This window comes from Cellvibrio sp. 25HG11W-0 (assembly GCF_057815475.1).
Genome location: NZ_CM174230.1, coordinates 3,812,748 through 3,825,816, shown reverse-complemented (window position 1 = coordinate 3,825,816; position 13,069 = coordinate 3,812,748). Strand labels below are relative to the sequence as shown.

Genomic DNA, 13,069 nt, shown 5'->3' with positions numbered 1-13,069 from the left:
AGATAGGCGGGAGTTAAAGGTCACTGATTTGCTGCGTAGGTCTGATTACCCGTTCAGTCAGTGATTGAGCTGATATTTGTCACCTCATTTTTTCATCTCCTTGAAAATTCTAAGTATCCCCTCATTATTCCTGTTCATGATGTGATTTTGATGATTGCATTGCTCGAAATGTTGGCTGTCCGTTGGGGGCTTTATGTCTGTTTTATTCGAACCTGTACAAATTGGCGATTTACAGTTGCGCAACCGCATATTTATGGCGCCTTTGACGCGCGCGCGTGGAACTGGCACGGACAACCGTGTGCCGAACCACCTTATGGCAACCTATTATTCACAGCGCTCCAATGCAGGTTTGATTTTTAGCGAAGCTACTGCGGTAACGCCAATGGGGGTTGGCTATGCCAGTACGCCGGGTATTTGGTCGGATGAGCAAGTCGAAGGTTGGAAGAAGGTGACGGGCGCAGTGCATGAAAACGGCAGCAAGATTGTGTTGCAGCTTTGGCATGTGGGTCGCATATCGGACCCTATGTTTTTAAATGGCGAGTTGCCTGTAGCGCCCAGCGCTATAGCCGCCGAAGGACATGTGAGTTTGGTTCGCCCTGAAACGGCCTATGTGACGCCGCGTGCCTTGGCGCTCGATGAAATCCCTGCGATTGTGGAGGCCTTTCGCAAGGGGGCTGAGAATGCTAAAGCGGCGGGTTTTGATGGTGTTGAAATTCATGGTGCTAACGGCTATTTGATTGACCAGTTCCTGCAAGATGGTACCAATAAGCGCACCGACGCCTATGGTGGCAGCATTGAAAACCGAGCGCGCTTGGCGCTGGAGATTGCCGATGCGGTCATTGGCGTATGGGGTGCTGGGCGTGTGGGTTTCCATATTGCGCCGCGCGGCGATGCACACACCATGGGTGATTCAAATCCAGTGGCCTTGTTTACCTATTTGGCGGCTGAGCTTGGCAAACGAAAAATTGCATTTATCTGTGCCCGTGAGTATCAAGGTGAAGACTCTATAGGCAGCAAGATTAAGGCGGCATTTGGCGGTGCTTATATCGTCAATGAAAAATTCACGCAGGCTTCGGCTGAGGCGTTGATTGCGGAAGGTGGAGCAGAGGCAGTGGCATTTGGCAGTCTTTATATTGCCAATCCGGATCTGGTGGCTCGCTTTCAACAAGATTTGCCATTGGCGGAGGTTAATTGGGCAACGGTATATGCCTCAAGTGGGGTCGGTTATTCAGATTATCCTATGGCGAGTTAGTCGTTTGTGTGGATATTGATAGTCGCCTGAAGATGAGGTGTGAATATAGGCGCACGATGAGTGTGCGTTTTGTGCCTTTTTCTGGGTAAGTGGTACTTTTAACAAATGCTCAATCCTTTTTGGTTTTTTTGCGTGGTTTGGACTGAGTTCTTGCCATTTTGGTTGTAACAGGGCCTTTTTAAAGGCTTTTGAGTGTGTGATAGCGTTTTTTGGCGCTGCGAATTGACGATTATCAAAAAACGTCCAAGTCTTTTGTGGCTTGGGCGTTTTTTTACGTCTAAAATTGCTGGCTTATAACCCACGGATATTGTGTGGTTATTCTTGTAAGCCTGATGTTAATTCTTTAATATGCCCGCCTTTTGGGTGAAAGCCCAATATTCCTTTGTCACCTGCGTTTCGAGGTGATTTGCTAGCCGTCCAGCCGTTAGGGGAGATATTCGTCATGAGTAATGACGCTGTAAATAAGACACGCCGCAACCTCATAATTGGAACCTCACTTGTAGGGGCCGTAGGTGTTGTGGGTGCTGCTGTTCCTTTTGTGGGGTCTTGGAACCCCAGTGCCAGAGCAAAAGCGGCAGGTGCGCCGGTAAAGTATAACCTCAGCAAAATCGAGCCCGGTGCAATGGTGACGGTGGAGTGGCGCGGTAAGCCTGTGTTCATTGTGCGCCGTACTCAAGAAGCGTTGGAAGGCCTTAAAAAGGTAGAGGAGATGGGTGTGTTATTGGATGAGAACTCCAAGGAACCCCAACAGCCTGCCTACGCGCAAAACGAAACTCGTGCGATTAACAAGGAATTTGCCATCCTGTTGGGTGTTTGTACCCATTTGGGTTGTGCCCCTATGTTCCGCCCAGATGTTGGTGCGGCAGATTTGGGTGGCGCTAAATGGCAGGGCGGGTTTTTCTGCCCTTGCCATGGTTCTAAGTATGACTTGGCTGGGCGTGTATTCAAAAGCATGCCTGCACCACTGAACTTACAAGTGCCGCCACATATGTACGTAAGTGATGATGTAATAATTATTGGCGAAGAACAGGGGGCCTAAGCATGAAGTGGTTAACAGGTTTGTGGACTTGGGTTGATGATCGTCTGCCCGTTCAGCGCGCGTGGGATACCCACATGGCGAAGTACTATGCGCCGAAAAATTTCAATTTTTGGTATTTCTTTGGTGTTTTGTCGCTCTTGGTGCTGGTGAATCAGCTAGTAACCGGTATTTGGTTGACCATGAGTTATAACCCCTCATCTGAAGGCGCCTTCGCTTCAGTTGAGTACATTATGCGCGATGTGGATTACGGCTGGGTTTTGCGTTATCTCCACTCTACGGGCGCGTCGGCTTTCTTTATTGTGGTGTATCTCCACATGTTCCGCGGCATGATGTACGGCTCTTATAAAAAGCCGCGCGAATTGGTGTGGATCTTCGGTATGACCATTTATCTGGCGCTTATGGCCGAAGCCTTTATGGGTTATGTATTGCCCTGGGGGCAGATGTCCTATTGGGGTGCGCAGGTAATTGTTTCATTGTTCGGTGCCATTCCTGTGATAGGTGAAGACCTTGTCCAGTGGATTCGCGGCGATTATTTGATTTCCGGCATTACGCTTAACCGTTTCTTTGCGCTACACGTAGTGGCTCTGCCAATAGTATTGTTAGCGCTGGTGGTTATGCATATTTTGGCGCTGCACGAAGTGGGCTCTAACAACCCTGATGGCGTTGAGATTAAAAAGAACAAAGATGAAAACGGTATTCCGCGCGACGGCGTTCCATTCCATCCTTTTTATACCGTTCACGATTTAGTGGGCATCACAGTATTCTTGTTTGTCTTCTGTTTTATCTTGTTCTTTATGCCAGAGATGGGCGGTTTCTTCCTTGAGTACGCCAACTTTGAAGAAGCGAACAATTTGAAGACACCAACGCATATTGCTCCAGTGTGGTACTTCACCCCGTTCTATGCAGTGCTGCGTGCGGTGACTATGCCGATTGGTCCTTTGACCGCCAAGTTCCTCGGCTTTATGGCTATGGCTGCCGCCATTGCAGTACTCTTTGTGTTGCCTTGGTTGGATCGCAGTAAAGTGAAATCTATGCGCTACCGCGGTCATATTCCACGGGTCATGCTGCTGTCATTTGCCTCTATGTTTGTGGTTTTGGGTTACTTAGGTGTGCAATCGCCCTCCGAAGCAAGAACTCTGCTATCGCAAATCGCTACTGGTTTCTACTTCGCCTATTTTGTCACTATGCCGGTGTGGACTACCTCTACCCCAGAAAAAGCCAAATCAACAGTATCTTGGGTACTTTGTGGCGTATTTGCAGTGGTATTCGCTTGGATGGGAATTGAGTATCTTCACGGCGATGTGCCTGTTCTGCTGTTGTTCCTCTGTGCATTTTTGGCTGTTATCTTTGCCGTTATGCCCATCTTGGCGGCGCGCGATAAGGATTTGGCTGAGCCAACACGCACCCAAGCTAAGGGGCTGCCCTTGATTGTGGTGTTAGCGGGCTTTGTGTTCTTCGTATTGCTGACCTTGATTCCCATTAAGGCTGTTGCCAATGAAGGCGGATTTGCCTGTGGGGCTATTCCCTGCGATCACATGGAGCCAGATCTAAAAGATAAGGCTTCACTGCAGCGTGGAGCCAAATACTTTGTTAACTACTGTATGGGATGTCACTCTGCAAAGTACTCGCGTTTTGAGCGTGTAGCCGATGATTTGGATATACCCCATGACTTAATGGAAGGTACTCTTATTAACGGTGGTCAGCGTATCGGCCAGTTGATGGAAATTGCTATGCGCCCTGCGCAAGCCAAGGTGTGGTTTGGTGTAGTTCCGCCCGATTTAACCTTAGTGGCGCGTGCGCGTTCACCGGAGTGGGTTTATACCTATCTGCGTAACTTCTACAAAGATGAGTCGCGCCCCTGGGGTGTGAACAATCGCGTGTTCCCCAATGTTGGTATGCCGCATGTGTTGATTGGCCCACAGGGCTTATTGGAGTGTGGTGCTGGACCTAAGTTGAATCATCATGGCGGTGCGTTGCGCAATGATGTAGGAAATTTGGTAATGGACGAGCATTGCGGCACCTTGAAAGAAGGTAAGGTGATCGGCACCATGACACCCGCCGAGTTTGACGCGGCAATCTATGACTTGGTGAACTTTCTTGAATACATCGGTGAGCCAGCGGCTGTTAAGCGCGAGCAAATGGGTCTTTGGGTCTTGGGCTTCTTGCTGATATTGTTTGTGTTTGTTTACTTCTTGAATCGCGAGTTTTGGCGTGAAATTCACTAAGGTTAGGTTCTGAATTACGCAGTATTACAGACATATTAACGGGCGACTTAGGTCGCCCGTTTTGTTTTGTGATAGTTATTGCTATGCTCTGGCCAGTTTCGTTCCCCCTCTATTGTTTTACTGCCAAGTCTCAAGGAAATTCCGATGTCAATGACGTCTAGTCGCCCCTATTTGCTTAAGGCCATTTACGAATGGTTGCTGGATAACAGTTGTACCCCCCATATTTTGGTGGACGCCCATGTGGAAGGTACACAAGTGCCCCAGCAGCATGTGAATAAAGATGGGCAAATCATTCTTAATATCGCCCCCACGGCAGTACATGATTTTTTCATGGATTTAAATGCAGTCGCGTTTAATGCCCGTTTTAGTGGCGTGGTAAACAATTTGTATGTGCCGTGTGGGGCCATTTTGGGTATATACGCGCGGGAGAATGGCCAAGGTATGATGTTTGAGCCGGAAACGAATACTAAGCCGCCCACACCGCCGAGCCCGCCGTCACCGATCAAGCCTGTTGCACCTAAGCGCCCTGGTTTGCGCGTCGTTAAGTAGCCCATTACGCACTAAAAACACCCGCTGCAGCGGGTGTTTTTATATCCGCCCCTTCAAAGACCTTCCGGTTATTTTTTGTGACGAATTTAGGTCATTTTTATGACAGGGATGGTTTTGGTCATATAACTGTCATATTCGACGCGTAGATTGCACAGCCATGGAAGGGATGAACCCTCCATCAATATCCCGCGGGGATGTGTGATTCTTACTTACTTACTGGAGCGGTCTATGAACGCTGTAAAAATAATTAAAGGACTGGTGTTTGCCGGTTCTATGGTGTGTGCTACTGCGCTGCAAGCTGCTGTAGATGCAAATTTGCCAGACTACAAAGTAGCCTCTGGCGTATCAGGTAATGTGAACTCAATTGGTTCGGATACCTTGAATAACCTGATGACCCTTTGGGCAGAAGACTTCAAAAAGCTCTACCCTAACGTCAATATTCAAATTCAAGGTGCTGGTTCTTCTACTGCACCACCAGCGTTAACTGAAGGTACTGCTAACTTCGGTCCTATGAGTCGCGGTATGAAGGCTGAAGAAATTCAGGCGTTCGAAGCTAAGCACGGCTACAAGCCAACGGCTATTGCAGTGGCAATCGATGTGTTAGCGGTATATGTGAACAAGGATAACCCAATCAAAGGTTTGAGCTTGCCACAAGTTGATGCGATCTTCTCTGCTACCCGCAAGTGTGGCGGTGCCAAAGACATCACTCGTTGGGGTGAAGTTGGTTTGACCGGTGCTTGGGACAAGCGTGACTTTACCGTTTACAGCCGTAATGCTGTATCTGGCACCTATGGTTACTTTAAAGATGAAGCTCTGTGTAAGGGCGACTACAAGGCAACCATTAATGAGCAACCAGGTTCATCATCTGTTGTTCAAGGCGTGTCTACCTCTATTAACGGCATAGGCTACTCAGGTATTGGTTACATCACCTCTGGTGTGCGTGCAGTTCCTTTATCACACAAAGATGGCGGCCCTTACATCACTGCAGAAGCATCACATGCATTGGATGGTTCTTATCCTTTAGCTCGCGTGTTGTATGTTTACATCAACAAGCGTCCTAACCACCCTGCTGATGCCTTGCAACTTGAGTTCTTGAAAATGGTTTTGTCTAAGCAAGGTCAAGAGGCAGTAGTGCGTGATGGTTACATCCCTCTACCTGCGGCAATGGCGAAAAAAGCTTTGGCTGAATTGCAGTAAGATCTAGAAGTTCTACAAAAAGCGTCGACCTAGTCGGCGCTTTTTTATACCTGAAAGATAATGTGTTACAGATTTATGACGAAAGTTGTCAGTTTCATATCTGCCTGTAACAAAAGTGTCATCTTTGGTTGTTAGGATTCACGCGCCAATACTTTAAGTGGGTGTGCTCACCATGTCAGAACCAGTAACTCGGATAAATACACGCGGCAGCCTCATGCCCAATGCAGAACAGCGCGCTCGCTTGCGCCGTATCCGTATGTTCAAAGATAGTTGTTCCCGCTGGGGTATTACCGCAGCCGGTATGGCGGTAGTATTTTCCCTCGGTTTAATCTTCTTTTATCTCTTCTCAGAGGTGGCACCGCTGTTGCGCAATGCCTCTGTCGATGTGACCAAAACCATCAGCACCGCCGAATTTGGCCAGCCCGCCAGTGATACCAGTGAGTTTTTAACGCTAGATCGCTATGAAGAAATTGGTGGCAGTTTTAATCGTAGTGGCAGTGTCGAATTCTTTAATGTACTCAGTGGCAAATCGCTGGTACGTGCGGCCATGCCTAAAGCGGCAGAAGCCAATTTTGCTAGCCTCGCCAACAGCACTGCTGACCACGGCCTTGTGGCCTTTGGTTATAGCAATGGCCAAGTGGGTGTTGCTAAAGCGCACTACGAATTAAGTTACCCCAATGATCAGCGCCAAGTTATCCCGAGTTTAGAATTCCCGCTCGGCGAAGAGCCATTACAGTTGGATGAGCAGGGCGCGGCGCTCGATGTTCTGGCTATTCAAGAAACCTCAGCAGGCACACTTATAGGCGCGATTACCGCAGATAACCGCATGTTGCTGGCGGTATTTAGCATGAGTCGTAACTTTATTACCGATACGGTCAATGTAACTAAAGAAATTTATGAGCTGCCCAAGTTGCCCGAAGGTGTAAAGGGCACTCATATGCTGATCGATGAATCGGCTCAACATTTAATTGTAGCGACCGATAAAGGGCAAATGTTGCTCTACAAAATCATGAACCCTTCTGCGCCTGAGTTGCGCGAACCCGTTACAGTCGCAACGGGTAATATCACCAGTATGGAATTTTTAGTGGGCACAGGTTCGCTCATTGTGGGGACTGATAAGGGCGCCGTTAGTCAGTGGTTTTTGGTGCGCGACAAACAGAATATTTATCACCTTGTACATGTGCGTGACTTCGATGCGCTGTCTGGTGCTATTACCACTATCACCCCAGAATTTTCGCGACGCGGATTTTGGGTGGGTGATGATCAGGGCAATGTCGGCGTTTATTTTGGCACCTCGGCACGCACGCTCTTGCTTGAGTCTCTGGGTGAAAAGCCGATCAAGCAAATCGCTATTTCACCCATCAATGGTCGCGTGCTCATCATTGATGCCGATCAGGATATTAAAGTGGCCGATGTTTGGAATCGCCATCCAGAAATATCTTTCAGTTCACTCTGGCAAAAAGTCTGGTACGAAGGGCGCGATGCACCTGAATATATTTGGCAGGCCTCCTCTGGTAGTGACAGTTTTGAAGCCAAGATGAGCTTTGTTCCGCTCTCAATTGGCACCTTGAAGGCTGCATTTTTTGCCATGCTCTTTGCAGTACCAATAGGTGTTATGGGGGCGATTTACACCGCCTATTTCATGACACCAAAATTGCGCGGCATCGTAAAGCCTACCATCGAAATTATGGAGGCCTTGCCAACGGTAATTTTAGGTTTCCTTGCGGGGCTTTGGCTTGCGCCCTTTATGGAAAACCATTTGCCGGCGATCTTCAGTATCTTAATTCTACTCCCCGTCATAATGCTGGTGACCGGATATGCATGGAGTCGCTTTCCACAACAAGTGCGCAACAATATTCCCGAAGGTTGGGAGGCTGCAATCCTAGTGGTGCCCATCATTCTTACCGTGTGGGTGTGTGTATCTCTGAGTGCTCATGCAGAAATCTGGTTCTTTAAAGGAAGTATGCTGCAGTGGTTTACCGACATCGGCATCAACTACGATCAACGCAACGCCTTGGTGGTGGGCATAGTGATGGGCTTCGCGGTTATTCCCGGTATTTTCTCTATCGCCGAAGATGCAGTATTTAGTGTGCCGCGCCATCTTACGCAAGGCTCACTTGCGCTCGGTGCTACGCGCTGGCAAACCATGGTGGGCGTAGTATTGCCGACCGCAAGCCCAGGTATTTTCTCTGCGGTGATGATGGGCTTTGGTCGCGCTGTGGGTGAAACCATGATTGTGCTGATGGCCACGGGCAACAGCCCCGTCATTAATTTCAATATTTTTGAAGGTATGCGCACATTCTCTGCCAACATCGCGGTGGAGCTGCCAGAAACGGCGGTAGCCAGTACCCACTTCCGGGTATTGTTTTTAGCGGCGCTGGTTTTGCTTGCTCTTACCTTTGTGGTTAACACCATGGCTGAAGTGGTTCGTCAGCGTTTGCGCAAGCGCTACAGCAATCTGTAATTGCGGCCAAACCCATAAAGTGAACTCAATATAAGCGAACTTAACAAAAGTGAACTCAATGAAAAGCTTAACGAAAACACAAGCATCTTGGTTTAAAAGCGGAATGCCGTGGATCTGGTTAAACGGCGGTGCTGTTGCGCTCTGTATGGTGATGGTCGTGGGCTTGCTCGGGCTGATTGCTGTGCGAGGCTTTGGTCACTTCTGGCCTGCAGACATTTTGCAAACCAGTGTGGTAGATCGCGATGGCGCGCGTCATATCATCATGGGCGAAGCGGTGCGCGATGAAACCATTTCCGCCACTATAGCGCGCGATAATGGCTACGAAGTTCCCCCCGGTGTAGAGCTGGTAACGCGCCACCTTATTAAATTGGGTAATCGCGATATTAATGGTCGCGATTTCTCGTGGTTTCTTGAAACCGGTATGGATGCCTGGGAATATCCACAGGATGCCATTTCGATTGAGCGCCGCGAGTGGGGCAATTTTTACGGTTATCCAGTAGCGATTTTAGAAGACGGCAAGGTTGTCAGTGAATTAGGTAGCCCCGATTTTTGGGCGCAACTTGAAGCGCGCAATGAACGTGCACTCATGCTGCATGAAAAAATTACCGATATTGAGAAAAGCGATATTGGCCGTGTGAATATTGCAATGGAAGGTTTGCGTCTTGAGCGCAAGCAATTGGATTTAGACGGTGTAACGGGCAGTGATCTAGCGCACGCAGAAGCAGACTTAGCTCAGCGCCGTGCTGCATTGGAAACTGAATACGCAAGCATTAAACAAGAGCGAGATGCGATTCTTATTCAAGCTATGCGCGACAAATTGCAGGCGAAAACTGCTGCTGAAATCGCAATAGAAATTCCCTTTGACCATATAGTGCGTATTACTCGCCCTAATGAGTTAAGTTTAGTGGGGAAATCCTTGGGATATTTGGCGCGCTTTTGGGAGTTTATGAGTGCTGAGCCGCGCGAGGCAAATACTGAAGGTGGTATCTTCCCCGCAATTTTCGGCACCATTACCATGGTGATTGTCATGTCGATCATGGTGACGCCTTTTGGTGTGCTAGCGGCAATTTATTTGCGTGAATACGCACGTCAGGGCACAGTTCTTAAGATTATTCGTATATCTGTTTACAACCTCGCCGGTGTTCCCTCGATTGTGTACGGTGTGTTTGGTTTAGGCTTTTTTGTATACACCCTCGGCGGTAATATCGATGAGCTGTTTTTTAAAGCATCGCTGCCGGCGCCAACCTTTGGTACACCAGGGTTATTCTGGGCATCGCTCACCTTAGCGCTATTAACCTTGCCTATAGTGATTGTCTCCACGGAAGAGGGCTTGTCGCGTATCCCGACGACTATTCGTCAAGGTAGCTTGGCACTCGGTGCGACAAAATCAGAAACCTTGTGGAATGTGGTTGTGCCTTTGGCAACGCCTGCGATGATGACGGGCTTAATCTTGGCGATTGCGCGTGCTGCGGGTGAAGTTGCACCCCTGATGTTGGTGGGTGTGGTTAAGTTGGCACCGGCACTGCCCGTTGACGGCAACTATCCCTACTTGCATTTGGATCAAAAAATTATGCACTTGGGCTTTCATATTTACGATGTCGGTTTTCAAAGCCCCAACGTAGAGGCGGCGCGCCCCTTGGTTTATGCCACCTCTTTAGTGTTAGTGGTTTTGATTGTATTGCTCAACATAGTCGCGATTAAAATCCGCAATAATTTACGTGAGAAATATCGCGGTGCTTCTGACTAAGCTTGTCATAATTTAGTCATTAATATGAAACATATACCGAAATTTATTATTTACTTTTTGAACAGGCACGAGCTATGACACCTACTGCGCCGATTGAATCTCTACTGAATGCCAGCACTTGTAAATTGGAGGTAAAAAACCTCAATCTTTACTATGATCAAAAGCGCGCGCTCAATAGTGTGAACATGATTATCCCTGAGAAAAAAGTAACTGCATTTATCGGCCCTTCAGGTTGCGGTAAATCGACGTTGCTACGCTGCTTTAACCGCATGAACGACTTGGTGGATGCCTGTCGCATTGAGGGTGAAATCCTGCTCGATGGTCATAATATTTATGATAAAAAAGTTGATGTAGCCGAATTGCGTCGCCAAGTGGGAATGGTATTCCAAAAACCGAATCCATTTCCAAAATCTATTTATGAAAACGTCGCCTATGGTCTACGCTTACAGGGTGTTTCTTCTAAGCGTGTTTTAGATGAAGTGGTTGAAAATTCTCTGCGCGGCGCTGCGCTGTGGGATGAAGTGAAAGATCGCCTACATGACAACGCTTTTGGTTTGTCTGGCGGTCAGCAACAGCGCTTGGTGATTGCGCGCGCGATCGCCATTGAGCCAGAAGTTATTTTGCTCGATGAGCCTGCTTCTGCACTTGATCCTATATCGACATTAAAAATTGAAGAGTTGATTAACGAGTTAAAAGATAAGTACACCATTGTGATTGTGACGCATAACATGCAACAGGCCGCACGCGTTTCCGATTACACGGCGTTTATGTACATGGGCGATTTGATTGAGCATGATCTCACCGATACGCTCTTCACTAATCCCAGTAAAAAACAAACTGAAGACTACATTACTGGCCGTTACGGTTAATGCGGAGGCGCATCATGGTTATGGATATTACAAGTCACACGCACCACATATCCCAGCAATACAATATTGAACTGGATACCATTCGCACTCACCTCTCAGAAATGGGTGGTATGGCGCAGCGTCAGGTAAATGATGCGATTCAATCGCTGATTGATGCTGATATCAACAAAGCGGAGCAGGTGGTTCGCGGCGATACCAAAGTTAATTCGATGGAAATGCGTATCGACGAAGAGTGTGTGCGCATCCTCGCGCGTCGTCAGCCAGCCGCCAGCGATTTACGCTTAGTGATCGCCGTAACCAAGGCGATTACTGATCTTGAGCGGGTAGGTGATGAAGCCAGCAAGATCGCGCGTCAAGCTATAGCACTGCACAAGGACGGAGCAGCACCGCGCGGCTATATCGAGGTGCGTCATATTGGTGGTTTAGTATCTACTATGCTGCAGGATGCTCTGGATGCGTTTGCGCGTCTGGATATGAACATGGCGCTAAACGTGGTGCAGACAGATCGCACTGTGGATATGGAATACAGCACCGCTATGCGGGAGCTGGTTACCTTCATGATCGAAGACCCGCGCAGCATTACGCGCGTGCTGAATATTATTTGGTCGCTGCGTGCGCTGGAGCGCATTGGTGATCACGCGCGGAATTTAGCGCAATATACAATTTATTTGGTTAAGGGCGAGGATGTGCGCCATGCTGATTTCGAAGCGATAGAAGAGAATATCAACCAACCTGAGTAGCTGTTATAGGCTTTGGGCGCGCAAAACGGTTTTTTTGCGTGACTAAAGCCCATACCTCTAGTTAAATAACCCGCAATCTTCACTGGTTGCGGGTTTTTTTATGGTCAGTGGCTTAAGCTGCAAGGGCTTTATGGCAAATGCCAATAAAAAGCTTGTTGGTACTGGGTTTAATATATAATATAAATAAGGTAATTGGCTATGTTGGATACAGGTCGCAATCTGACCCATCAATTAACGCATCAACTGGGCGCTGCAATTGTGCAGGGGCAATACGCTGTTGATAAGTCTTTCCCAACAGAGGCGGAGCTTTCTGAGCAGTTTAATATCAGCCGCAGCGTAACGCGCGAAGCGGTAAAAATGCTCACAGCTAAGGGGCTAATAGCCTCGCGGCCACGGCAGGGGATTAGGGTTATGCCTAGTGCCCAGTGGAATATGTTTGATGCCGATGTGCTGAGTTGGACACTTAATGCGAGGCCTTCGCTGGAATTATTGCGCGAATTCACTCAGCTGCGCATGGCTATTGAGCCTGAAGCTGCAACTCTTGCAGCGGCGAACAGTGTTAATAACCCAAGTATTGGTGCTATAGGCGTTGCCCTGGCGCGCATGAAAAAAGCTGACCAAGGGTTGGATGATCCGCTTGCCGCGGATATTGAATTTCACTGTGCAATTTTAGCGGCGAGCCATAACCGCTTCTTTTTTCAGTTGCGTGAATTTATTCAGGTTGCCTTGCGTGTCAGTATCGCCAGCACCAATCAACTCAAGGGTGTGTTGGCAGCGAATTACGATGACCACAAACGTATTTATGATGCAATTTGTGCCGGTGATCAGGCCGAGGCCAATCAAGCGGTAAAAGTGTTGCTGGTTGAGGTTATGGAGTTGATTGATTTCTCGCTAAGCTCTGCGCGCGACACAGCTAAAAACGCAGCGCAAGATGGCGCAAGTTCCACCGAAAAATAGAATGTTCAGGCTAACTATTTCTCAGTGGAT

The 13,069-nt window shown here is 48.2% G+C and carries 10 protein-coding genes; all 10 read left to right on the top strand.

The annotated features are described in order from the left end of the window. The first annotated feature begins 193 nt into the window (after positions 1-193). On the top strand, positions 194-1,252 hold the full coding sequence (locus tag AC0KUT_RS15955; protein WP_488831385.1) for an alkene reductase: 1,059 nt from the start codon (positions 194-196) through the stop codon (positions 1,250-1,252). A 442-nt stretch (positions 1,253-1,694) separates the two neighbouring features. After that, positions 1,695-2,291 carry a ubiquinol-cytochrome c reductase iron-sulfur subunit gene (gene petA, locus AC0KUT_RS15950; RefSeq protein ID WP_488831384.1) on the top strand — a complete coding sequence of 199 codons (597 nt, stop codon included), beginning with the start codon at positions 1,695-1,697 and terminating at the stop codon, positions 2,289-2,291. Between the two features lie 2 nt (positions 2,292-2,293). Next, positions 2,294-4,516: a ubiquinol-cytochrome c reductase gene (locus tag AC0KUT_RS15945; protein ID WP_488831383.1), complete on the top strand. Its 2,223-nt coding sequence runs from the start codon at positions 2,294-2,296 to the stop codon at positions 4,514-4,516. Between the two features lie 144 nt (positions 4,517-4,660). Beyond that, a complete protein-coding gene (locus tag AC0KUT_RS15940) occupies positions 4,661-5,065 on the top strand; it encodes a ClpXP protease specificity-enhancing factor (protein WP_488831382.1) in 405 nt (134 codons plus the stop codon). A gap of 228 nt (positions 5,066-5,293) precedes the next feature. Beyond that, a complete protein-coding gene (locus AC0KUT_RS15935) occupies positions 5,294-6,262 on the top strand; it encodes a PstS family phosphate ABC transporter substrate-binding protein (protein WP_488831381.1) in 969 nt (322 codons plus the stop codon). Between the two features lie 172 nt (positions 6,263-6,434). Continuing rightward, on the top strand, positions 6,435-8,726 hold the full coding sequence (locus AC0KUT_RS15930) for an ABC transporter permease subunit (protein WP_488831380.1): 2,292 nt from the start codon (positions 6,435-6,437) through the stop codon (positions 8,724-8,726). Between the two features lie 58 nt (positions 8,727-8,784). Beyond that, a complete protein-coding gene (gene pstA / locus AC0KUT_RS15925; protein ID WP_488831379.1) occupies positions 8,785-10,473 on the top strand; it encodes a phosphate ABC transporter permease PstA in 1,689 nt (562 codons plus the stop codon). Positions 10,474-10,547: 74 nt separating this feature from the next. Then, a complete protein-coding gene (pstB, locus tag AC0KUT_RS15920; RefSeq protein WP_488831378.1) occupies positions 10,548-11,342 on the top strand; it encodes a phosphate ABC transporter ATP-binding protein PstB in 795 nt (264 codons plus the stop codon). Positions 11,343-11,362: 20 nt separating this feature from the next. Then, complete coding sequence (gene phoU, locus AC0KUT_RS15915) at positions 11,363-12,082, top strand: phosphate signaling complex protein PhoU (protein WP_488831377.1); 720 nt, start codon at positions 11,363-11,365, stop codon at positions 12,080-12,082. A gap of 198 nt (positions 12,083-12,280) precedes the next feature. Then, the gene (locus tag AC0KUT_RS15910) at positions 12,281-13,039 is read left to right on the top strand and encodes a FadR/GntR family transcriptional regulator (protein ID WP_488831376.1); all 759 of its coding nucleotides are present in this window, start codon (positions 12,281-12,283) and stop codon (positions 13,037-13,039) included. Positions 13,040-13,069 lie beyond the last annotated feature (30 nt).